Here is a 21736-nt window from a genome sequence, read left to right as displayed (position 1 = left end):
AAAACGCGCACGGGCACGAAGTGCCTTGGGTAGGTTCCCGCGCATGCCAAACCAGCGTGGGGGATTCTGGGGTCGGATGGTGGTCACCGCACTCGCGGTGAGTGTCGTGGTCGGGGGAGGTTCCGGCGTCGCGGCCGCACAGTCGAGCGGGAGCGCCCTTCCGGACACCAGTATCGGCGGAGTGGGATCGACGGGTAGCGCGGCCGGGCAGGGCTTCATCGGGCCCGGATCGCTCACCGACGGAACAGGTTCGGACGGTACCGGCTCCAACGGCACCACCCCGATCACCGGCTCGTGGGGAACCGCGTCGTTGGCTCGGTCGGCGTTCGGATCGTGGATCCCCGGGCTGGTGGGCTCGGTGGTGCCGGAACCCGATCTGGCCCCGCCGCCGCTCGAGACCCTGCACCAGGAGTCGCTGCCGTCGCCGATCGGCGAGGCGTTCTTCGACTACTTCCCGCCCGGGCTGCCCGGCATGGCGAACGGTGAGCTCGTCGAGGTCCGCGACGTCACGCCGGTCGCGAAGAATCTGCTGCTCGGGCCGGTGCGCGAGGTCAAGCAGATCAAGGTGAAGACGACCGACGCGTCGGGGGCACCCACGTTTGCGACCGCGACGCTCGTCATCCCCGCCGGCGTCTGGCCCGGTCCCGGACCACGTCCGGTCCTGGTCAACAACGTGCCGATCAACAGCCTCGGACGGGCCTGCACACCGTCCCACACCATGGCCAACGGCATCACCCCGTCGACCAACTTCGTCGAGTTGGTCCGCCCCGTCACGGCGAAGGCCGAGGAACGCGGTTACGCCGTCCTCATCCCCGACCACGAAGGGCCGTCGATGGCGTACGGCGAACCGTACGCCGCCGGACACGCGATCCTCGACACCATCCGCGGCATGCGGAACGCCTTTCCCGCCGAGTTCGGCACCAGCAAGATCGCCATGATGGGCTACTCCGGGGGGGCCATCGCCACACACGGCGCAGCCAAGCTGCTCGACGCATATGCGCCGGAGCTGGCGCCCGACATCGTCGGCGCCGCGATGGGCGGGGTGCCGGCCGACTTCGAGATGCTCGGACGCACCATGAACGGCAACCTCGCGAGCGGGCTGTTCCTCGCCGCGGTGTTCGGGATCTCCCGGCAGAACCTCGAGATCCTGCCGCTGATCAACGGCCTCGGCCAGCGCATCGGCATCTCGTCGATCAAGGATCAGTGCATGCTCAACCTCGGCGCGTCGGGCGTGTTCGGGATCCCCGCCGAGGCACTCGCGAACGTCGTCGACGCATTGAATTCACCTGTCGCCCACGACATCTACACCAAGATGAAGATGGCCGACCTCGTCTCCGGCACCCCGCTGTACATCTACAACGGCGGGCAGGACTTCTGGATCCCCGCCCTGGGCGCCCGCAACCTGTACGACGAGCAGTGCGGCTACGGTGTCGCCGCCGTCTACCGGCAGGTACCCGGCGAGCACTTCCTGGGGGAAGCGCTCGGCAACTCGGGTGCGTTCGAGTGGGTCGACGCCCGCCTGCGCGGCGAACCCGCGCCGTCGGAGTGCTGAGGCGGCTGCGCCGCCCGTGCGCCTTTTTGGTAGCTGGAACTACCGAAAAGGCGCACGGGTGCGAAGCGCCTAGAGGACGATATTGACCATCTTGCCGGGCACGACGATCACCTTGCGGGGATCGTTGCCGTCCAGCAGCGCAACGATCTTCTCGTCCGCGAGGGCGATCTTCTCGATGTCCTCGCGGGCCGCGTCGGCGGCGACGTTGATGCGGCTGCGGACCTTGCCGTTGACCTGGATCGGGTACTCGACGGTGTCCTCCACCAGCCACTTCTCGTCGGCGGTGGGGAACGGGCCGTGCGCGAGCGACTCGGTGTGACCCAGGCGCGACCACAGCTCCTCCGCGAGGTGCGGGGCGATCGGGCCGAGCATCAGCGCCAGCGGCTCCACCACGGACCGCGGCGCACCGGCCGGGTACTCCTTGGTGAGGTGGTTGGTGTACTCGATCAACTTCGCGACCGCGGTGTTGTCGCGCAGCGCCGCGTAGTCCTCGGCGACGCCGGCGATCGTCTTGTTGAGGGCACGCAGCGTGTCCTCGGACGGCTCCGCGTCGGTGACGCGCAGGTCACCGGTCTCCTCGTCGACGACGACGCGCCACGCACGCTGCAGGAAGCGGTGCGCGCCGATGACGTCCTTGGTCGCCCAGGGACGCGAAGTGTCCAGCGGACCCATCGCCATCTCGTAGACGCGCAGGGTGTCGGCACCGAACTCGTCGCAGATCTGGTCGGGCGCAACGGAATTCTTGAGGCTCTTGCCCATCTTTCCGTATTCGCGCTTGACCTCGGCGCCCTCGTAGAAGAACTTGCCGTCCTTCTCGGTCACCTCGGCTGCCGGGACGTAGACGCCGCGGTCGTCGGTGTACGCGTACGCCTGGATGTAGCCCTGGTTGTACAGGCGGCGGTACGGCTCGCTGGAGCTGACGTAGCCCAGGTCGAACAGCACCTTGTGCCAGAACCGCGAGTACAGCAGGTGCAGCACGGCGTGCTCGACGCCGCCGACGTACAGGTCGACGCCGCCGGGATCGCCCGGACCGTGGATGTCCGGGCGCGGACCGGTCCAGTAGGCCTCGTTCTCGGGCGCGACGAACTGCTCGCTGTTGGTGGGGTCGATGTAGCGCAGCTGGTACCACGAGCTGCCCGCCCACTGCGGCATCACGTTGGTGTCGCGGCGGTAGTCCTTGAGGCCGTCGCCGAGATCGAGCTCGACGTTCACCCAGTCGGTGGCCTTGGCCAGCGGGGGAGAGGGCTCGGAGCTGGCGTCGTCCGGATCGAACGACACCGGCGCGTAGTCCTCGACCTCCGGAAGTTCCACCGGCAGAGCCGATTCCGGCAGCGGGTGCGCGACACCGTCGGCGTCGTACACGATCGGGAACGGCTCGCCCCAGTAGCGCTGGCGCGCGAACAGCCAGTCGCGCAGCTTGTACTGAATGGTGCCGGTGCCGACGCCGTCGGCCTCGAGCCGTGCGATGACGGCCTTCTTGGCGTCGGCCACGTCGAGGCCGTCCAGGTAGTCGCTGTTGACCAACGGTCCGTCACCGGTGAACGCGGCCTCGGACAGGTCACCGCCCTTGATGACCTCGACGATGTCGAGACCGAAGGCGGTCGCGAACTCCCAGTCGCGCTGGTCGTGGCCGGGCACGGCCATGATCGCGCCGGTGCCGTAGCCGGTGAGCACGTAGTCGGCGATGAACACCGGCAGCTTGTGCCCGTTCACCGGGTTCACGGCGTAGACGCCGAGGAAGACGCCGGTCTTCTCCTTGTTCTCCTGGCGCTCGAGGTCGGTCTTGGCCGCGATCGACGCGCGGTACGCGGCGACGGCCTCGGCCGGCGTGGCGGCCCCACCGGTCCACCGGGGATCGACGCCCTCGGGCCACTCCGCCGCCACCAGCTGGTCGACCAACTCGTGCTCGGGGGCCAGCGTCACGTAGGTGGCACCGAACAGCGTGTCCGGACGCGTGGTGAACACCTCGATGTCGTGGCCGTTCGAATCGAACTTCACCTGGGCACCGTGCGAGCGCCCGATCCAGTTGCGCTGCATGGACTTGACCTTCTCCGGCCAGTCCAGGTGCTCGAGGTCGTCGACCAGGCGGTCGGAGTACGCGGTGATGCGCATCATCCACTGCTGCAGGTGCTTCCGGAACACCGGGAAGTTGCCGCGCTCGCTGCGGCCGTCCGCCGTGACCTCCTCGTTGGCCAGCACGGTGCCCAGTCCGGGGCACCAGTTGACCATCGAATCCGAATGGTAGACAAGGCGGTACGAGTCCAGGACCTTGCTACGCTCCACAGCGTCCAGCGACGACCAGTCGCGGCCGTCTTCGAGAGTGCGCTCACCCGAGGCGAACTCGGCCTCGAGCTCGGAAATGCGCCGGGCCTTGCCCTGCGCGGTGTCGTACCAGGCGTTGTAGATCTGCAGGAAGATCCACTGCGTCCAGTGGTAGAAGTCGACGTCCGTCGTCGCGATCGAGCGGCGCTCGTCGTGGCCCAGGCCCAGACGACGCAACTGACGCTGCATGTTCGCGATGTTCGCCTCGGTCGTGGTGCGCGGATGCGTGCCCGTCTGCACCGCGTACTGCTCGGCCGGCAGACCGAACGCGTCGTAACCGAGGGTGTGCAGGACGTTGCGCCCCTGCATGCGGTGGTACCGCGCGAAGACGTCGGTGGCGATGTACCCGAGCGGGTGGCCCACGTGCAGACCCGCACCCGACGGGTACGGGAACATGTCCTGCACGAACAGCTTGTCCGGGGGAACCGGGGACCCGTCCGTCGGCGCCAGCGGCCCCACCGGGTTGGGGGCGTCGAAGGTCCCGCGCTCGCTCCACAGGTCCTGCCAGCGCTTCTCGATCCGGCCGGCGAGCTCCGCGGTGTAGCGGTGCTGCGGCGTCGAGTCGTCGGGGGATGCGGCTTGCTGAACTGGCTCGGTCACTGTGGTCGCTATCTACTTGGATGACGGGAATACCGTCAACCAGGGTAAAGCGTCGGCGGACCCCGAGGACAGCCAGGAACACCCAGGAACCCCGGCCCGCTCCACCAGGCTCTATCGTGGATGCGTGGTCATCGTCGCTGTCGTGCTGTTCATCGCCGCTCTCGCGCTCGGCGCCATCGGAGTCGCCGGACTGACCGGTCGGCTCGAACGTAACCGATGGTTCGGCGTCCGCACCCCCCAATCGTTGCGCGACGAGGAGACGTTTGCGCTGGCCAACAAGGTTGCCGCCCCCACGATGCTGGCCGCGGCCGGTGTCCTGGTGATCGGTGGCCTCGCCGCCGTCCTGCTCGACGGCGTGCTCCCGATCGTCGCGGTGATCGTGGCGCTCGTCGCGGCCCTGTTCACGATCGCGGCCGGCGGCACCCTCGGATCCAAGGCCGCCGGGGCGCTGCCCGAGACCAGTGGCTGCGGCACCTCGTGCGGCGCATGCAGCCTCAAGGGCGCGTGCGAACCGGCCTGACTGGTTGAATCCGGGTGTGACCACACCCACACCCGGCCCGCGTGTCATCGACCCCGCAGGGTCCGTCTTCGGAATCGTCGTTCCGGTGCTGGCCGCAGCGGCCGGCGTCGTCACGACGTACGCCCTCGCATCCCGTCTGCCCGCGCAGATCGCCACCCACTGGTCCGGTGACTCGCCCGACGGGTTCATGACGCCTTCCGCGAGTGCCTGGTCGATGGCGGCGATCGTGCTGCTCGTCGGCGGCGGCTGCAGCGCCGTTGCCGCGCTGGCGCAGGCACGCCTGGTGACGCGCCGGACGATGCTCCTGATCGGCTCGGCGGTGGTCGGGGTAATCGTGGCCGCCGAGTTCTCGATGATCCTCGGGCAGCTCGATCTCACCGACGGCTCCGACGCCGAGATGTCCGCCGGCCTGATCGTGCTGGGCCTGGTCGCCGGCACGGTCGTGGGCCTGATCGGCGCGTCGCTTCTGCGTGACTACCGGACCCGCACCCCCGCCACCGAGGCGCCGGCCGCCGCGCTGCCCCGCGGCGCCGTCGAACTGCCGATCACCGACGAGGTCGGAATGACCGCGGGCGGACTCGCCGCGACCGCTCTCGTCCTCGCCGCGCCCGCGGTCCTGGTCTGCTGGTTCGCGGGCGCATGGTGGCCGCTGGGCGTGTATCTGCCGGTGGTGTTGCTCGCCGTCACCCTGCTGCAGTTCCGGCTCGTCGTCGACGCCGACGGCATCCGCGTCCGGAACCTGGGTATGACGGCGATCGAGTACGGCACCGACGAGGTGCTCGGCGCTCGGGTCGACGAGATCCGCCCGTTCCAGGACTTCGGCGGCTGGGGCATCAAGGTGAAGGCGCGCGGCAACTGCGGCGTCGTCACCCGCACCGGGCCCGCCGTCGTGATCACCTTCGCGTGCGGGGACCGGCTCACCGTCACCACCCCGCGCGCCGAGGAGATCGCCGGGGCGCTCAACACCCTCGCGGACCGGCGCCTGGCTCGGTCCTAGTACCTCACAGCCCTCACAGCGCCGACGCCCGGATCGCCTCCATCAGCGCCACCTCGGGCTCGCTGGGGGTGCTCGCGCGGCTCAGCAACACGAACTCGACATCGCCCGGGTCCGGCAGGCCCAGGCTCTCGCCGACGGGCCGCAACTCGGTCGGCAACAGCGACTGCGCGTGCACGATGAACCCCAGCCCGGCCAGGACAGCCGCTCGCAGTCCGGCGCGGCTGTTCGCCAGGCACGTGATGCGACTGGGCAACCGCGCCGCTTCGAGAGCTCCGAGCGCGCACGCACGGGTGATACTCGGCGGCGGGTACGCGACGAGCGGCACCGGCGTCGCCGGGTCCCATTCCGCCTCGGCCGTGCCACCCCACACCAGCCGGTCCCGCCACACCAGGTCGCCGTGCGGCTCGCCGGGCCGTCGCATCACGAACGCGAGGTCCAGGTCGCCGGCCCGCAACTGCGCGTGCACGGCGCGACTGAGCCCGACGGTGAGCTGCAGGTCGACGAGCGGATGGGTGCGCCGGAAATCGCGGAGGATCTGCGGCAGCCCCTTGGCGACGAGGTCCTCGGCCGCCCCGAACCGCAGCCGTCCGGTGAGCGTCGAGCCCTCGAAGTAGCGGGCGGCGCGATCCTGTGCGTCGAGGATCGACCGCGCGAAGCCCACCATCGCCGTGCCGTCCGCGGTGAGCTCCACGGTGTGGGTGTCGCGGCTGAGGAGGTGCCGTCCCGCGGCCTTCTCGAGCCGTGCGATGTGCCCGCTCACCGTCGACTGCCGCAGACCCAGCTGGCGCGCGGCGGCGGTGAACCCGCCCGCCTGCTCGACGGCGAGGAACGTCCTGAGGAGCACCGGATCGAACATCGGTCCTGCTTATCACGAAATACGATCGCAGTTAACGGGGTGAACGGCTTTCATGATCAAGTTCGGGAAAGATACCGTTGACCGGTGAAGTTTCTGAGCAGGTTCTACATCGATGGATTCATTCTCGCCATCGTCGCGGTGGCGATCCTCGGGAGCCTGTTCCCCGTATCCGGCGGCGGACAGACCGTCCTCGACTGGGCCACCAAGATCGCGATCGGCTTCCTGTTCCTGCTCTACGGCGCGCGCCTGTCGCCCGCCGAGGCGCTGCAGGGACTCAAGCACTGGCGCCTGCACTCGGTGGTGTTCGCCGCGACGTTCGTGCTGTTCCCGCTCATCGGCTTGGCGCTGCGGATCCTGGTGCCGACGGTCATCACCGACGAGATGTACACCGGCATCCTGTACCTGTGTCTGGTGCCGTCCACGGTGCAGTCGTCGATCGCGTTCACATCGATCGCGCGGGGCAACGTCGCGGGCGCGATCGTGAGCGCGTCGTTCTCGAACCTGCTGGGCGTCTTCGTCACGCCGCTGCTGGTGATCCTGTTGATGAACACCACCGGTGAGGCCACCGTCGACTTCTCGTCGGTGCTCGACATCGTGTTGCAGTTGCTGCTGCCGTTCATGGTCGGCCAGCTCATCCGCCCGCTCGTCATCGACTGGCTGAAGAAGTACGCGGAACCGACCAAGCTCGTCGACCGCGGGTCGATCCTGCTCGTCGTGTTCTCGGCGTTCAGCGAGTCGATGAACGAACACATCTGGAGCACCGTGACGGTGCTCGAGGTCGCGGCGGTGGTGGCGGTCTGCTGCGGCATCCTCGCGGTCGTGCTGGGGGCGACCGCGTTTGCCGGCAGAAAGCTCGGGTTCTCGCTGCCCGACCGGATCGTCATCATCTTCTGCGGCTCCAAGAAGAGCCTCGCGACGGGCCTGCCGATGGCGTCGGTGCTGTTCGCCGGGCAGCCCGTGGGACTGATCGTGCTGCCGTTGATGATCTTCCACCAGATCCAGCTGATCGTCTGCGCGGCACTGGCCCAGCACTACGCGAAGCGGACCGACCCGGACCCGGTCACCGCCTGACCACACTCGCGTTCGCCCACACCGGCGTCGCTCCTGGGGTTCAATGGGGACAGGTCAGGTGTGTCCGAGGTAGCCGCAGTCCCATCGGAGGCGAGCGTGAGCAACAACCACCACCATCACCATCACAACCACGAGTCCCGCGACGTCATCATGCCCGCCTACACGGGCCGCATCGCGACGAATCCGGTTCCCGCGCTGCGGTTGCCCGACGACGACATGGACCCGCGCGCGGCCTACCGCTTCATCCACGACGAACTGATGCTCGACGGCAGCTCGCGCCTGAACCTCGCGACGTTCGTCACGACATGGATGGACCCCGAGGCGGGCACCCTCATGGCCGAGACGTTCGACAAGAACCTCATCGACAAGGACGAGTATCCGGCCACGTCGGCGATCGAACAGCGCTGCGTCAACATGGTCGCTGCCCTCTTCAACGCCCCCGACCTGGTCGACGACGATCCCGCGTCGGCCACCGGCGTCTCCACGATCGGCTCCAGCGAGGCCGTCATGCTCGGCGGCCTGGCGATGAAGTGGCGGTGGCGACAGGCCCGCGAGAAGGCCGGCCTCGACGCGTCCAGGCCGAAACTCGTGATGGGCAGCAACGTCCAGGTGGTGTGGGAGAAGTTCTGCCGCTACTTCGACGTCGAGCCGGTGTACCTGCCGATGGAACCCGGGCGCTACGTGATCACGCCCGAACAGGTGACGGAGGCGGTGGACGAGAACACCATCGGCGTCGTCGCGATCTTCGGCACCACCTACACCGGCGAACTGGAACCGGTGAAGGAGATCGCGGAGGCCCTCGACGCCGTCGCGGCAGGCGGCGGGGCCGACGTCCCGCTGCACGTCGACGCGGCCAGCGGCGGATTCGTCGTACCCTTCCTGAATCCGGAGTTGGAGTGGGACTTCCGGATTCCTCGGGTCGTGTCGATCAACGTGAGCGGTCACAAGTTCGGGCTGACCTACCCGGGTATCGGGTTCGTGATCTGGCGCGACAGTGAGCATCTGCCGGAGGAACTCGTGTTCAGGGTGAACTACCTCGGCGGCGACATGCCGACGTTCACCCTCAACTTCTCGCGGCCCGGCAACCAGATCGTGGGTCAGTACTACAACTTCCTGCGCCTGGGCCGATCCGGCTATCACAACATCATGAAATCGCTGCGCAGCACCGCTATGTGGTTGAGCGGCAAGCTCGGCGACGACGGGAACTTCCGTGTCATCAGCGACGGATCGGACATCCCGGTGCTCGCGTTCGAACTCACCGGCGAACAGGACTTCACCGTCTTCGACATCTCCCACGAGCTGCGCGCCCGCGGGTGGCAGGTGCCCGCGTACACGATGCCCGCGAACGCCACCGACGTCGCGGTGCTCCGCGTCGTGGTCCGCGAGGGCTTCAGCGCCGACCTCGCGCGTCTGCTGTTCGACGACATCCGCACGGTCCTCGACTACCTGAGCCAGGACGGGGTAGCCATCCACTCGAAGGCGAAGCACTTCGCACACTGAGACAGGCCCGCCCAGAGACGGACGAAGGAGCCCACCATGTCCGCACTGCCCGATCCACCCGATCCCGTACTCGAATCAGCCGCACAGGAACTCGCCGACGCGACCGCACCCCACCCGCGAATCTACGAGGTTCCGCCCGAACAGGGACGCGCGATCCTCGCCGATCTGCAGGCCGGGGAGGGTGTTCCGAAACCGCTCGTCGAGGAACAGTGGGTGAACGTCGACGCCGGCGAACGCGGCACGGTCCGTACCCGGATCGTGCGCCCGGTGGAGGGGTCCGGTGACCTGCCTGTCCTGATCTACATCCACGGTGCCGGTTGGGTGTTCGGTGACGAGCACACCCACGATCGCCTGGTCCGCGAGCTCGCCGTCGGTGCCGGCGTCGCCGTCGTCTTCCCGGTGTACGACCGGGCACCCGAGGCGAAGTACCCCGTCCAGATCGAGCAGAACTACGCGGTTGCGCAGTGGGTCGCGAAACAGGGCCGCGAGTACGGGCTCGACACGTCCCGCCTCGCGGTGTGCGGGGATTCGGTGGGCGGGAACATGGCGACGGTGCTGGCGCTGATGGCCGCCGAACGCGGCGACGTGGATCTGCGCGCGCAGGTGCTGCTGTACCCGGTGACCGACGCGAACTTCGACACGGCGTCGTATCTGCAGTTCGCCGACGGCTACTACCTCACCCGCGACGGCATGAAATGGTTCTGGGATCAGTACATTCCGGATCCGGAGCAGCGCGGCGACGTGTACGCATCCCCGCTGCGCGCGTCGGAGGAGCGGCTGGCCGCGCTGCCGACGACGCTGGTGATCACCGACGAGGCCGACGTCCTGCGCGACGAGGGCGAGGCGTACGCCGCGAAGCTGCGGGCCGCGGGCGTCGATGTCACCGCCGTCCGCGTCGAGGGCATGGTGCACGACTTCCTGATGCTCGACAGCCTGCGGGACTGCCGGGCCACCGTCGTCGCGCGATCACTCGCGATCGACGCCGTGCGCCGGGCGCTCGTCGAGTAGCCGCGCAGTCAGTTCAGGTCGACGTCGATGGGGTGCGTCGCGAGCAGCGCCAGCGGCATCGGCTGGCGGCGCAGCACCTGACCCCACACGTCCACACGCGGCGGGCTGATCACGTCGGACGCCAACGCGGACAGCACGATCCAGTCGTCGTTGTCGATCTCGGCGTCGAGCTGGCCGATGGTCCACCCGGCGTAGCCGGCGAAGACGCGCAGCCCGTCGATCACCGCGGCGATCGGTTCGGGGTCGGCGTCGAGGTCGACCATCACCACACGGCCGTCGATCCGGCGCAGTCCCGGCACCCCGCTGACGTCGACGCCGGCGCGGACGGTCGCCAGGCACAGCGCGGCGTCCCGGGTGACCGGGCCGCCGATGTAGAGCGCCTGCGGCTTGGCCGCGAGCGACGCCCACTGCGGCAGCACCTCCTGCACGGAGGTCTCGCTCGGCCGGTTGAGGACGACGCCGAGACTGCCGGCGTCGTTGTGTTCGAGCATGTACACGACCGTGCGACGGAACGTGGGCTCGAAGAGTTCCGTCGAGGACAGCAGGAGGGTGCCCGGCCGCACCACCGGTTGCGCCGATGCCGTGCGGTCCTCAGGTTCGTCCGAGTGCGCCACCGGGCCATCATCTCACCGTCGGCGCGCCGACGGGAGGTGCGACGGCGAGAGAAGCTAGGCCGCGTCGACGTCGGAACGCGCCGCGGGCACCGGGCAGGTCGCCCCGCGCGGCACACCCAGCTTCTGCAGCAGCAGGCTCATCGGGCACCAGCCGACGATCCCGTAGAGCACGAGGTTCGCGGACGCGAAGGCAGTCAGCCCCCGCCATTTCGGTGAGTGCTTGCGGCCGAGCAGCAGGCTCGTGCCCACCACGGACCCGCCCAGCAGCGGGACGATGCGTTCGACGGTCCAACCGGAATGCTTCGGCAGTGCCATGTTCGTGTACTCCTCGTGTGACGTGGCGGTCAGTCCGGAGTGGTGATCGCGAGGCCGGCGCGGCGCCAGGCGTCGAACCCGCCGCGCACCAGGTAGGTCTCGGCTCCCAGCCGGGACAACTGACGTGCCGCGTTCGCCGATCGCCCGCCGGAGCGGCAGATCACGACGACGGGTCGCCCGGCGACCACGTCGATGCCGTGATCGACCACCTCGTGCAGCGGCAGGTGCGTGGCACCCGGCACGTGGCCGGTGTCCCACTCCGGACGCGATCGCACGTCCAGCAGGACCGCGCCCTCTTCGACGAGGCTCTGCGCCCTGTGCACGTCGACCGTTCCGTACGACTTCCGAAAGATGCCCACGACGTCCGACCCTAGGGCCATCGGGCCCGCTCTCTCCAGACCCCCTGGGGGGATCCTCTCTCCACCCCCGACTCTATACCCCTAGGGGTATGTGGTCGACGTGTTGTCGGCCACTCCGCCCGACCTCAACTCAGCCCGAGGATCTGGTCCAGGACCGCCAGATGATGCTCGAAGAGCGCGGCCGGATCCGTGAACGTGTCGGCGCCGTACTGTCCGAACACCTCGAAGTTCACCGCGCCGAACAGCGCAGCCCAGACCAGGACCCCGCGGGCGAGCAGAGCATCGGACACCGTCAACCCCATCTCCGCGCGGATCCGGTCGAGGTCGGCGGACAGCACCGGGTCGACCGCCTCGTCCGGCACCGTCAGCACCCCCACCCGCTGCGCGTCCTCGATGAGCCCCACCAGCGCGACGATCACCCGCGTGCCCGGTCCCGTGGTGCGCTCCGCGGGGGCGTGATAGCCGGGCACGGGGCTGCCGAACAGCAGCGCGTACCGCGCCGGCTCACGCAGGGCCCAGGCGCGGACCGCGCGAGCGAGCGCGTGCAGCCGGCCGCGGTGGTCGTCGACCGGGAGCGCGCCGACGGCCGCATCCACCTCCGCACCGAGCTCGGTGTAGGCGTCGATCACCAACAGGGTCAACAGTTCGTCGCGGCTGGCGACGTACCGGTACACCGCCGACGACACCACCCCGAGATCTCGAGCGACGGCCCGCAGCGACAACGCCGCCGCGCCGTGCGTGGCGAGGTGCTCGCGGCCGATCCGGGTGATCTCGGCGAGCGTCTGCTCGCGGGCTCGTTCGCGCGGGGTGACGGTCATGGCACCACCCTGCCGGAATAGCGAGAGCACTGTCAACAAAAGAGAGCACTGCTCTTGACAGCGCGGTCGGCGAGGCGCAGGGTGAGAATAGAGAGCAGTGCTCTCGATTCCCAAACCTCACTCGAGAAAGCGAGCACGTCATGTCGAATCTGCAGGTAGTGACCGGAGCCGGACCCGTCGGTTGGACGGTCGCAGAGCAACTCGCCGACGCCGGCTACGACGTCCGCGTGCTCACCCGCTCGGGCAGCGGGCCGGACCATCCGCGGATCCAGCGGCTCCGCGTCGACGTCTCCGATCCCGCCGCGCTCGCCCCGGCGCTCGACGGCGCCACCGCCGTCTTCCACTGCATCCACGGCTCCGCGTACGACGCCCGCGCGTGGGAGCGGGAGTTGCCCGCGGCCGAGCAGGTGGTGATGGACGCCGCACAGCGCGTCGGCGCCGTGGTGGTGTTCCCGGAGAGCCTGTACGCGTACGGCCGCCCGGACGGGCCCATGACCGAGGCCGGCCCACGCGACGCGACCACCGGGAAGCTGGGGGTCCGCACCCGCCTGCTCGCCGCCCGCGCCGCGCATTCCGTGCCGACCGTGAGCGTCGTCGCGTCCGACTTCTTCGGTCCGCACGTGCTGACCGCCCATGCGGGGGAGCGGATGGTGCCGTCGGTGCTCGACGGGAAGACCATCCGGGTGATGGGCCGCGCGGACGTCCCGCACTCGTTCACGTACGTGCCGGATCTGGCGGCGGCGATGATCGCGGCGGCGCACGATCGGGAGTTGTGGAACTCGGTGCTGCACGCGCCCACGGCGCCGGCCGTCACGCAACGCGAGATGGTGGCGGCGTTCGCGGACGCGGCCGCGGTTCCGGAGCCGCGGGTGGGAACGCTGCCCGGGTGGCTGCTGCGGGCCGTCGGCGTCGCGCATCGTCCTACCCGGGAACTGGCCGAGACGCTGTACCAGTTCGAGTCACCGTTCGTGATGGACTCGACGCGCAGCGAGCAATTGCTGGGCCTCGCACCGACCCCGCTCGGCGACGCCGCGGCCGCCACGGTGCGGTGGTGGCGGAACGAATTGACCGCACGAGCCGCCCGATAGGGTCACCGTGTGCGCAGATGGAGTTCGATTCGGGGATCGTGGGCGGCCGCCGCCACGACTCTGCGCCACTCACCCGGCCTGGCCCGGCTCACCGCCGTCCGGTTCGCCAGCCAGTACGGGGACGGGCTGTTCCAGGCCGCGCTCGGCGGAGCGATCCTGTTCAACCCGGAACGGGAGACCGAACCGCTCGCGATCGCGGCCGGCTTCGCGGTCCTGCTGCTGCCCTACTCGGTGATCGGCCCGTTCGCGGGCGCGCTGCTCGACCGCTGGGACCGCCGTGCCGTGCTGCTGTGGGCGAATGCCCTGCGCGGCCTTCTCATTCTGGTGATCGCGGCGGCCCTGATCGCGGGAGCGGGAGAGACGCCACTGCTGCTGTTGGCGCTCGCCGCGATCGGCGTCAGCCGGTTCGTCCTCGCCGGTATCTCCGCGTCACTGCCGCACGTGGTGCGTCAGAGCTGGCTGGTGCCAACCAATTCGGTGCTCGCGACGGCCGGTTCGGTGTTCTCGGCGCTGGGCGCGGGCACCGCGGTGGCGGTGATCGGCTTGGTGGGCGAGGGCGACGTCGGGTCCGGAACCGCCGTCGCGGTCGGCGCCGTGGGCTCGGTGATCGCGGTGACCGCAGCCCGCGGATTCGCCCGGCACGCCCTGGGCCCCACCGACACCGTCGCCGACACCCGGGGCACCGCACTCGCGATCCTCGAGGGCCTGCGCGTCGGCGCGACCGCGGTGTGGCAGGCTCCCGGCGTCACCACCGCAATGCTCGGAATCGGGGCGCACCGCATCGCTTTCGGCGTCAATACCCTGCTGTTCGTGTTGATCCTGCGGGACCCGGCCGCCGGCGGAGCGCTGCCGGGAGGCCTCGCCGGATTCGGTGTGGCGGTGGCCGCCACGGCCGCCGGCCTGTTGTTCGCCGCGCTCGTCACCCCGTGGCTGATCCCGCGCCTCGGCCGCCCCCGGACCGTCACCGTCGCGATCGCGTTCGCCCTCGTCGTGCAGGTCACGATGATCGCGACGCTGTCGCAGGTGTGGCTGCTCGCCGGCGCCTTCCTCCTCGGATTCGCCGGCCAGACCGTCAAGCTCACCGGCGACGCCGCGATGCAGATCGAAATCGACGACGACCGCCGCGGCCAGGTGTTCGCGCTGCAGGACACCGTCTTCAACGTCGCGTTCTGCCTGGCCATCGCCGCAGCCGCCACCGTCGTCCCCACCGACGGGCGTTCCCTCGGTCTGGTCCTCGCCGCCGGTGGCGTGTACGCCCTGAGCCTGCTCGGTATCGGGCTGAACTCGCGCCGGACTCCGCTCACCGGCTAGATGCCTTCCCGCCGCGCCGTGTCCAACCGTCCGTCTCCGTCGCTGTCGCTCAGCCGCATCGACATCCGTTCCGGCTCCTCCTCCGCGACGAACAATGTGTCGTACCGGGACGAATCCCGCGTCGCGACGAGGACGTAGTCGGGGGTGCCGTCACCGTCGGCGTCGACGCTCGCGTCGTCCCGCTCGCCGTCGCCGTCGAAGTCGACGCGCCCCCACCCCTGCGGCGGACCGGACGGCTCCGGCTGCGGAATTTGCCGTGCCCACAGCCCGTTTCGGGCCGGATCGACGAAGTAGCGGGCCTCGGGAGCGCCGACGTCGAGGACCGCGTGGTCGGCACTGCCGTCACCGTCGCTGTCCCACATCGCGTCGTCGACGAGACCGTCGCCGTCGAAGTCGAGGCGTACCGCGTCGAGCCCACCGTCCGCATCGATGTCCAGATCCGCGGGCGAAGTCCATGTGGTCGTCGCCCCGTCCCCCGTGCCGAACCAGTACTCGAGTCCGTCCATACCCTTGTTCGACGCACCACGCCGCGACACGGTTCCGTCACGGTCGTCATCGTTGCGCCGCGGGTGAGGGACCCGCCGATGTTAGGTTCGGCGCACACCGCTGCCGGACGGAACTGATGGTCGTGCCACGGACTCTGACGTCGCTACTCGCCGCCACCGCCACCGGACTGGCGCTCGCCTCGGCACCCGCCGCAGCCCAGACTCCCGGCCCGGCGGCCTTCACGAACGCGTGCGGCGAGCAGGGCTTCGACCCGTCCGCGCGCGACCCGCAGCCGGCGCCGACGGATCCGCCCTTCGTCGACGTGCCGCTGCCGTACCCCCGACTGGTCCCGGTGCCGCTGCCCGACCCTGTTCCCGATCAGACGCGGGTACCGCAGGACCCACTGCCCGCCGACCCGTGCACCGATCCGTGCCCGGATCTCGCCGATCCCGTCGACCAGACGCCCCCACCCGATGCCGGGCCATCACCCGGATCGGGCTCCGGGTCCGGTTCGTTCTCGTTGCCGCGGATCGAGATCCAGCCCAGACCGGAGACGATTCCGATCCCGATACCGGGCGACGACCCGGGGCCCGAACCGCAGCCGGCACCGCCGCTCGACGTCGGCACCATCGAGCCCGGACCGCCCACCGCACCGATCGGCGCCCCGCACGTGCGCAACGTCGAACTGGTCTCGCAGGTGACGGGCCCCGGCTCCGAGAACCGCACCGACAAACGCTGGCAGGTGAGCGGCACCGACCTCGGTATCACCTGGGAGAGCCGTCCCGGCGAGGTCTCCGTCGTCTTCGGCGACACCTTCGGGCTCGACTGGGCCCCGCCGGGTGCGAACGGGCAGGACTGGCGCAGCAACGTGCTCGGGCACAGCACCGACACGGACCTCGCCGACGGCCTCACGATCGACTCGATGGTGCAGGACCGCCGCTGTCATGCCGCCGAGATCATCGCCTCCCGACACATTCCCAATTGGGAGACCACCACGATCCCGACGTCCGGTTTCGCGATCGGCGACCGTCAGTACCTCTCCTACATGTCGGTGCGACGGTGGAGCGTCGTCCCCGGCATGTGGTACACGAACTACGGTGGCATCGCCTACTCCGACGACGGCGGACGCACCTGGACCGAGGATCAGCATGCCAAGTGGGACAACATCTTCGGAATCGGACGCTTCCAGGTGACAGCGATGGTCCCGCAGGGCGACCACGTGTACATGTTCGGTACCCCCAACGGGCGCATGGGCGCCGTCGGCCTCGCGCGGGTCCCGGTCGACAAGCTGCTCAACCCGAGCGCCTACCAGTACTGGGTGTCCGGGTCCTGGGTGCCGGTGATCGAACACCTCGCGACACCGCTCGTCGCCGGTGCGGCGAGCGAGTTGTCCGTGCGCTACGACGCCACCGAGAAGCACTGGCTCATGAGCTATCTCGATCCGGCGGCCGGCCGGATCGTCCTGCGCCGCTCGGCCAGTCCCCAGGGCGTCTGGTCCGACGGTGCCACGCTCGCGGACGCCGCCGAGTACCCCGGGTTGTACGGGGGTTTCATGCATCCCTGGTCCACTCCGGACGCGCTGTACTTCACCATGTCCGAGTGGGACAGCTACAACGTCTATCTCATGCGGGCCGAAGTCGGGTAGACCGCGACCTCGGTGGCCTTGACGGCGAACCACACGTCGTCCCCGGGGGCCAGGTCGAGCTGGGCGACAGCAGCGGCGGTGACGTCGGCGACCGGTCCGGCGGTGCCGTCGGAATGATCGACGGCGCGGACCCGGATCGCGTGACCGTGCCGTCCGAGACCCTCGATCTCCGCGATTCGCACCCGGAAGACGTTGCGCGGGCTGCCTTCCGGGTGTACGCGGTGTACCGCCACGGCAGTGGGGCTGAACACCGCGACCGCGGATTCGCCGTCCGTGCAGCCTTCCTCCGCGATCCCGTACACGGCTCCGGCGACGGTGTCGAGGAACCCGTCACGCACCTTGCCCGCCATCAGGTTGATACCCGCGATCCGGGCCGCGAACGCGCTGCGCGGGCGGGCCAGGACCTGCTCCACCGGCCCCTCCTCGACGATCCGGCCGGCGTCCAGCACGACAACCCGGTCGGCGAGCGAAAGAGCGTCCAGCACATCGTGGGTGACCACGATCGCGGTGCGGTCGCCGGTGCGCAGGACCCGCCGCAGCAGCGCCCGCACGGCGGGCCCCACACCGACATCGAGAGCCGCCATCGGCTCGTCGAGCAGGAGCAACCGCGGTCCGGCCGCGAGCGCCCGCGCGATCGCGACCCGTTGCGCCTGCCCGCCCGACAGTTGCCGGGGCCGCCGGCCGGCGAGTTCGGTCGCGTCCACCTCGCCGAGCCACCGGTCCGCGACGGCGTACGCCTCCCGGCGGCCGGCGCCGGCACTACGCGGCGCGAACGCGACGTTCTCGCGCACGGTCAGGTGCGGGAACAGCAGCGCCTCCTGCGCGAGCATCGCGACGGAGCGCTGATGTGACGGAACCACAACGCCTTTCGAGAGGTCGGTGAGCACCCGATCGTCGAGCACGACGCGGCCCTCATCGGGGCGCAGCAGCCCCGCGGCGACGTCGAGGAGTGTCGACTTGCCGGCGCCGTTGGGCCCGAGGAGCGCGACCACCTCGCCGGGCGCCACCTCGAGCGCGACATCCACGCCGCGAGCCGCCACCCGGGCCCGCAACTGCAGGCCGCTCACAGCGCCCCCACCATGCGGCGGGTCCGCGTGCCCAGCACGATCACGACCGCCACCACCACCAGCACCAGCGACAGCGCCACCGCCGCCTCCGGGTCGGTCTCCCGCTGCAGGTAGATCTCCAGCGGCAGCGTCCGCGTCACACCCTGCAGGCTCCCGGCGAATGTCAGGGTGGCGCCGAACTCGCCGAGAGCGCGGGCGAACGAGAGGACCGCACCCGAGATCAGTCCGGGCAGCACCAGCGGGATCGTGACGCGGCGCAGCACCGTCGTGGGGCGGGCGCCGAGAGTGGCGGCGACGGCCTCGTAGCGGCGGCCCGCGGTGCGCAGCGCACCCTCGAGGCTGATCACCAGGAACGGCAGCGCCACGAACGTCTGGGCCAGCACCACCGCGGTGGTCGAGAACGCGATCTGAATGCCGGCCACCTCGAGGTGCCGCCCGATCAGGCCGTGCCTGCCGAAGGTGTAGAGCAACGCGAGCCCGCCCACGACCGGCGGAAGCACCAAGGGCAGCAACACGAGTGCGCGCAGCGCCGCCAACCCGGGGAACTCGCACCGTGCCGACACCAGCGCCATCGGCACGCCGAGCAACAGGCACAGCACCGTGCTGATCGACGCCGTCTTCAAGCTCAGCAGCAGGGCGTCCACCGACGACTCGGAGGTGACCAGACTCAGGAAGTTCGCCCAGTCCACGCCCACCAGCATCGCGACGAGCGGCAGCACCACCAGCAGGCCGCCGGCGGCCGCGGGCACGTAGATCCATACCGGCAACCCGGCCGGGACCCGTACCCGCGCCGCGACGGTCACGGTGCGCCGAATCCCGCCGCCGACAGCACATTCCGACCGTCGGGTCCGATCACGAAGGCCGCGAACTCACCTGCAGCGTAGGGATCGCCGGACTTCTGCAGCACGGCGATCGGATACGTGTTCACGATTCGCGCGGACTCCGGGAAGGGGACGGACTCGACCTTGTCGCCCGCTCCGGCGGCGTCGGTGACGTACACGAGTCCGGCGTCGGCCTGCCCGGTCACGACCTTGCCGAGCACGTCGGTCACCGACGACTCCTCGCTGACCGGGGACAACCGCACCCCCGTCAGGTCCTCGATGCGCTGGGTCGCGTTGCCGCACGGCACCTGCGGCGCGCACACCACGACGTCCAGGCCCGGTCGGGCCAGGTCGGCGAACGACGTGACACCGCCCGGGTTCCCGGGCGGCACCACGATCGTCAGGGTGTTGGTCGCGAAGTTCACCGGATCCGACGCGGTCAACCCGGCCCGGACGGCCTTCGTCATGTTCGCGGTGTCCGCGGACGCGAACACGTCGGCCGGTGCGCCCTGGTCGATGCGGGTGAACAGGTCCGACGAGCCCGCGAAGTCGAACACCACCCGGGTGTCCGGGTGCTCGGCCTCGAACAGCCGGCCCAACTCGGTGAACGTCGACTTCAGCGACGCCGCGGCGAACACCGTGATCGTGGCACCGGAATCGGACTCCGTCCCCGAATCGGCGGTACCGCTGCAGCCCGTGAGCAGCACGGTCAGCGCCAGCACTCCGGCCGCCGCGGCCGCCCGCACGCGCCTCACGCCGACACCGCCGGCGTCTCGACGATCACCGTGGTGGCCTTCACGACGGCGACCGCGATGCTGCCGGGTTCGAGCTTCAGCTCGGTCGCCGACTCGGCGCTCATCAGCGAGACCACGGAGAACGGCCCGCACTGCATCTCCACCTGCGCCATCACTCCGTCGGCCACTACCCGGGTCACCAGGCCGGTGAAACGGTTCCGCGCCGAACTGCCCACACCGAGCGGATCCTCCGGCGCCGGCGCCGCGTTGGCCCTCGCGAACTCGGCGAGCTGCCGGCCGTCGACGACCATGCGGCCGGCGTCGTCCTTGTGCGAGGCGATCGTTCCCGCGTCGATCCACCGTCGGACGGTGTCGTCGCTGACACCGAGTAGCTGGGCCGCGTCACGTATCCGGATGTCAGGCATGACAGGAGTCTAGATCCGCATCTGCGGGGGTCTCAAAGATTTCGTTCCGCAGATGCGAACGGTCAGCCCTTCGGCTGGTCCGCCCACCACTTCAGCAGTTCGGCCTCGGCCTCGTCGCGCTCGAGGGGACCGCGGTCCAGACGCAGCTCCTTGAGGAACTTCCACGCCTTGCCCACCTGCGGACCGGCCGGGATGCCGAGCAGCTCCATGATCGCGTTGCCGTCGAGGTCCGGACGCACCCGCGCCAGATCCTCCTGCTCGGCGATCCGCGCGATCCGTCGCTCCAGGTCGTCGTACGTGGCCTGCAGCTTCGCCGCGCGCCGCTTGTTGCGGGTGGTGCAGTCCGCGCGGACCAGCTTGTGCAGGCGGGGAAGCAGGTCGCCGGCGTCGGTGACGTACCGGCGGACCGCCGAATCGGTCCACTGGCCCTCGCCGTAGCCGTGGAAACGCAGGTGCAGGAACACCAGCTGGCCCACCTCGTCGACCATCTGCTTGGAGTACTTGAGCGCCCGCATCCGCTTGCGCACCATCTTCGCGCCGACCACCTCGTGGTGGTGGAAGCTGACGCCACCGCCCGGCTCGTTGCGCTTGGTGTCCGGCTTCCCGATGTCGTGCAGCAACGCCGCCCAGCGCAGCACCAGGTCCGGGTCACCGTCCTCGAGGTCGATGGCCTGCTTGAGCACCGTCAGCGAATGCCAGTACACGTCCTTGTGCTGGTGGTGCTCGTCGATCTCGAGCTTCAACTGCGGGATCTCGGGGATCACCCGGGCCGCGAGCCCCGTCTCGCACATGACGTTCACACCGTCGATGGGGAACTCGCCGAGGATCAGCTTGTCGAGCTCGGTGCGCACCCGCTCGGCGGTGATCCGCTCGATCTGCCCGGACATCTCGACGATCGCCTCGTGCACGCGCGGCGCGAGCGTGAAGCCGAGCTGCGAGACGAAGCGGGCCGCCCGCAGCATCCGCAGCGGATCGTCGTTGAACGAGATCTCCGGGGCGGCAGGGGTGTCGAGGACACCGGCCAGGAGCGCGTCCATACCGTTCAACGGGTCGACGAACTCGAACGTGCCGGTCCCGTCGACCCGCACCGCCATCGCGTTCACGGTGAAGTCGCGTCGGACCAGGTCCTCGTCGAGCGTCGTGCCGTACTGCACCTCCGGGTTACGGGTGACCCCGTCGTACGTGTCGGTGCGGTAGGTCGTGATCTCGATCTGGTCGGCGCCCTTGGCCGCGCTGATGGTGCCGAACGCGATGCCGGTGTCCCACTGGTTGTCGGCCCAACCGCGCAGGATCTGCTGTACCTGCTCGGGGTGCGCGTCGGTGGTGAAGTCGAGGTCGGTGCCCAGGCGGCCCAGAACCGCGTCGCGCACACTGCCACCCACCAGGTACAGCTCGTGCCCGGCCTCGGTGAACCTCGCACCGAGCGGGTCCAGCACGTCCGACAGACTGCTCAGGGTTCGATGCGCACCGTTCAGCAGTCGGGCACGCCGCTCGGCATCGGGGGTGGGGGCATTCACGTCAGCAAACCTTACCGAGGTCGCCGGGGCGCCGAACGCACCTCCGGCGAGGACGCCGCGCGGTCCGGCCCGGCCTCTGGCGTGGGAGTCCGGCAGGTCGCGCCGGGTCA

At 69.8% G+C, this 21736-nt stretch carries 21 protein-coding genes; 9 read left to right on the top strand and 12 right to left on the bottom strand.

The window, feature by feature from the left end; genetic code table 11:
- Window positions 1-43 precede the first annotated feature (43 nt).
- The gene (locus PSS76_RS01240; protein ID WP_337455757.1) at window positions 44-1552 is read left to right on the top strand and encodes a lipase family protein; all 1509 of its coding nucleotides are present in this window, start codon (window positions 44-46) and stop codon (window positions 1550-1552) included.
- Between the two features lie 69 nt (window positions 1553-1621).
- Here PSS76_RS01240 and leuS read toward each other — a convergent pair whose 3' ends face one another.
- Window positions 1622-4474 (bottom strand): leucine--tRNA ligase, encoded by a 2853-nt coding sequence (leuS, locus tag PSS76_RS01235; RefSeq protein WP_084846193.1) that lies wholly within the window; start codon window positions 4472-4474, stop codon window positions 1622-1624.
- 124 nt (window positions 4475-4598) lie between these two features.
- Here leuS and PSS76_RS01230 point away from each other — a divergent pair, with 124 nt between their 5' ends.
- Together PSS76_RS01230 and PSS76_RS01225 are read left to right on the top strand one after the other, a co-directional pair.
- Window positions 4599-4994 carry an SdpI family protein gene (locus PSS76_RS01230; protein ID WP_013417673.1) on the top strand — a complete coding sequence of 132 codons (396 nt, stop codon included), beginning with the start codon at window positions 4599-4601 and terminating at the stop codon, window positions 4992-4994.
- Between the two features lie 16 nt (window positions 4995-5010).
- Window positions 5011-5991: a DUF1648 domain-containing protein gene (locus PSS76_RS01225; RefSeq protein WP_084846194.1), complete on the top strand. Its 981-nt coding sequence runs from the start codon at window positions 5011-5013 to the stop codon at window positions 5989-5991.
- A gap of 13 nt (window positions 5992-6004) precedes the next feature.
- On the opposite strand, the gene PSS76_RS01220 is transcribed toward PSS76_RS01225, so the two are convergent.
- Window positions 6005-6847 carry a LysR substrate-binding domain-containing protein gene (locus PSS76_RS01220; protein WP_005516683.1) on the bottom strand — a complete coding sequence of 281 codons (843 nt, stop codon included), beginning with the start codon at window positions 6845-6847 and terminating at the stop codon, window positions 6005-6007.
- An 84-nt stretch (window positions 6848-6931) separates the two neighbouring features.
- On the opposite strand from PSS76_RS01220, the gene PSS76_RS01215 reads away from it, so the two are divergent.
- The 3 genes from PSS76_RS01215 to PSS76_RS01205 all read left to right on the top strand — a co-directional run bounded on the left by PSS76_RS01215 (window position 6932) and on the right by PSS76_RS01205 (window position 10426).
- A complete protein-coding gene (locus PSS76_RS01215; protein ID WP_005516682.1) occupies window positions 6932-7918 on the top strand; it encodes a bile acid:sodium symporter family protein in 987 nt (328 codons plus the stop codon).
- 150 nt (window positions 7919-8068) lie between these two features.
- Window positions 8069-9418 carry a glutamate decarboxylase gene (gene gad, locus PSS76_RS01210; protein WP_064076021.1) on the top strand — a complete coding sequence of 450 codons (1350 nt, stop codon included), beginning with the start codon at window positions 8069-8071 and terminating at the stop codon, window positions 9416-9418.
- 36 nt (window positions 9419-9454) lie between these two features.
- Window positions 9455-10426, top strand: coding sequence for an alpha/beta hydrolase (locus PSS76_RS01205; RefSeq protein WP_005516680.1), 972 nt, complete (start codon window positions 9455-9457; stop codon window positions 10424-10426).
- 8 nt (window positions 10427-10434) lie between these two features.
- Here PSS76_RS01205 and PSS76_RS01200 read toward each other — a convergent pair whose 3' ends face one another.
- The 4 genes from PSS76_RS01200 to PSS76_RS01185 all read right to left on the bottom strand — a co-directional run bounded on the left by PSS76_RS01200 (window position 10435) and on the right by PSS76_RS01185 (window position 12532).
- Window positions 10435-11040 (bottom strand): YqgE/AlgH family protein, encoded by a 606-nt coding sequence (locus PSS76_RS01200; protein ID WP_064076014.1) that lies wholly within the window; start codon window positions 11038-11040, stop codon window positions 10435-10437.
- Window positions 11041-11094: 54 nt separating this feature from the next.
- On the bottom strand, window positions 11095-11355 hold the full coding sequence (locus PSS76_RS01195; protein ID WP_064079017.1) for a YgaP family membrane protein: 261 nt from the start codon (window positions 11353-11355) through the stop codon (window positions 11095-11097).
- Window positions 11356-11384: 29 nt separating this feature from the next.
- Window positions 11385-11714 (bottom strand): rhodanese-like domain-containing protein, encoded by a 330-nt coding sequence (locus tag PSS76_RS01190; protein WP_005516672.1) that lies wholly within the window; start codon window positions 11712-11714, stop codon window positions 11385-11387.
- Window positions 11715-11839: 125 nt separating this feature from the next.
- Window positions 11840-12532 carry a TetR/AcrR family transcriptional regulator gene (locus PSS76_RS01185; protein ID WP_064079019.1) on the bottom strand — a complete coding sequence of 231 codons (693 nt, stop codon included), beginning with the start codon at window positions 12530-12532 and terminating at the stop codon, window positions 11840-11842.
- A gap of 140 nt (window positions 12533-12672) precedes the next feature.
- Between PSS76_RS01185 and PSS76_RS01180 the strand changes: the two genes are divergently transcribed.
- The gene (locus PSS76_RS01180; protein ID WP_022598665.1) at window positions 12673-13620 is read left to right on the top strand and encodes an NAD-dependent epimerase/dehydratase family protein; all 948 of its coding nucleotides are present in this window, start codon (window positions 12673-12675) and stop codon (window positions 13618-13620) included.
- 9 nt (window positions 13621-13629) lie between these two features.
- Complete coding sequence (locus PSS76_RS01175; RefSeq protein WP_064079021.1) at window positions 13630-14931, top strand: MFS transporter; 1302 nt, start codon at window positions 13630-13632, stop codon at window positions 14929-14931.
- On the opposite strand, the gene PSS76_RS01170 is transcribed toward PSS76_RS01175, so the two are convergent.
- Window positions 14928-15437, bottom strand: a complete 510-nt coding sequence (locus PSS76_RS01170) for a hypothetical protein (protein ID WP_087586992.1) — start codon at window positions 15435-15437, stop codon at window positions 14928-14930. The two genes, PSS76_RS01175 and PSS76_RS01170, sit on opposite strands and share 4 nt — an antisense overlap.
- 116 nt (window positions 15438-15553) lie before the next feature.
- Here PSS76_RS01170 and PSS76_RS01165 point away from each other — a divergent pair, with 116 nt between their 5' ends.
- A complete protein-coding gene (locus PSS76_RS01165) occupies window positions 15554-17062 on the top strand; it encodes a glycoside hydrolase family 183 protein (protein ID WP_064079023.1) in 1509 nt (502 codons plus the stop codon).
- Here PSS76_RS01165 and PSS76_RS01160 read toward each other — a convergent pair.
- From PSS76_RS01160 to PSS76_RS01140, 5 genes are all read right to left on the bottom strand, one after another.
- A complete protein-coding gene (locus PSS76_RS01160; RefSeq protein WP_064079024.1) occupies window positions 17035-18129 on the bottom strand; it encodes a sulfate/molybdate ABC transporter ATP-binding protein in 1095 nt (364 codons plus the stop codon). The genes PSS76_RS01165 and PSS76_RS01160 overlap by 28 nt on opposite strands.
- The gene (locus tag PSS76_RS01155) at window positions 18126-18932 is read right to left on the bottom strand and encodes an ABC transporter permease (protein WP_013417684.1); all 807 of its coding nucleotides are present in this window, start codon (window positions 18930-18932) and stop codon (window positions 18126-18128) included. The genes PSS76_RS01160 and PSS76_RS01155 overlap by 4 nt, the downstream gene beginning before the upstream one ends.
- Complete coding sequence (gene modA, locus PSS76_RS01150) at window positions 18929-19696, bottom strand: molybdate ABC transporter substrate-binding protein (RefSeq protein ID WP_013417685.1); 768 nt, start codon at window positions 19694-19696, stop codon at window positions 18929-18931. The genes PSS76_RS01155 and modA overlap by 4 nt, the downstream gene beginning before the upstream one ends.
- A 5-nt stretch (window positions 19697-19701) precedes the next feature.
- The gene (locus PSS76_RS01145) at window positions 19702-20109 is read right to left on the bottom strand and encodes a TOBE domain-containing protein (protein ID WP_005516663.1); all 408 of its coding nucleotides are present in this window, start codon (window positions 20107-20109) and stop codon (window positions 19702-19704) included.
- Between the two features lie 62 nt (window positions 20110-20171).
- Window positions 20172-21626, bottom strand: coding sequence for a CCA tRNA nucleotidyltransferase (locus tag PSS76_RS01140; RefSeq protein ID WP_005516659.1), 1455 nt, complete (start codon window positions 21624-21626; stop codon window positions 20172-20174).
- Window positions 21627-21736 lie beyond the last annotated feature (110 nt).

Source organism: Prescottella sp. D32 (genome assembly GCF_037287305.1).
GTDB lineage: Bacteria > Actinomycetota > Actinomycetes > Mycobacteriales > Mycobacteriaceae > Prescottella > Prescottella equi.
The sequence above is the reverse complement of the archived record's forward strand: the minus strand, read 5'-3'. Positions and strand labels throughout refer to the sequence as shown.

Bases quoted from the DNA above. Each gene is read 5' to 3' on its own strand.
- PSS76_RS01220 (WP_005516683.1), bottom strand. From the start codon at position 6,847: ATGTTCGATCCGGTGCTCCTCAGGACGTTCCTCGCCGTCGAGCAGGCG.
- gad (WP_064076021.1), top strand. From the start codon at position 8,069: ATGCCCGCCTACACGGGCCGCATCGCGACGAATCCGGTTCCCGCGCTG.
- PSS76_RS01185 (WP_064079019.1), bottom strand. From the start codon at position 12,532: ATGACCGTCACCCCGCGCGAACGAGCCCGCGAGCAGACGCTCGCCGAG.
- PSS76_RS01195 (WP_064079017.1), bottom strand. From the start codon at position 11,355: ATGGCACTGCCGAAGCATTCCGGTTGGACCGTCGAACGCATCGTCCCG.
- PSS76_RS01170 (WP_087586992.1), bottom strand. From the start codon at position 15,437: ATGGACGGACTCGAGTACTGGTTCGGCACGGGGGACGGGGCGACGACC.
- PSS76_RS01165 (WP_064079023.1), top strand. From the start codon at position 15,554: ATGGTCGTGCCACGGACTCTGACGTCGCTACTCGCCGCCACCGCCACC.
- PSS76_RS01205 (WP_005516680.1), top strand. From the start codon at position 9,455: ATGTCCGCACTGCCCGATCCACCCGATCCCGTACTCGAATCAGCCGCA.
- PSS76_RS01240 (WP_337455757.1), top strand. From the start codon at position 44: ATGCCAAACCAGCGTGGGGGATTCTGGGGTCGGATGGTGGTCACCGCA.
- PSS76_RS01180 (WP_022598665.1), top strand. From the start codon at position 12,673: ATGTCGAATCTGCAGGTAGTGACCGGAGCCGGACCCGTCGGTTGGACG.
- PSS76_RS01145 (WP_005516663.1), bottom strand. From the start codon at position 20,109: ATGCCTGACATCCGGATACGTGACGCGGCCCAGCTACTCGGTGTCAGC.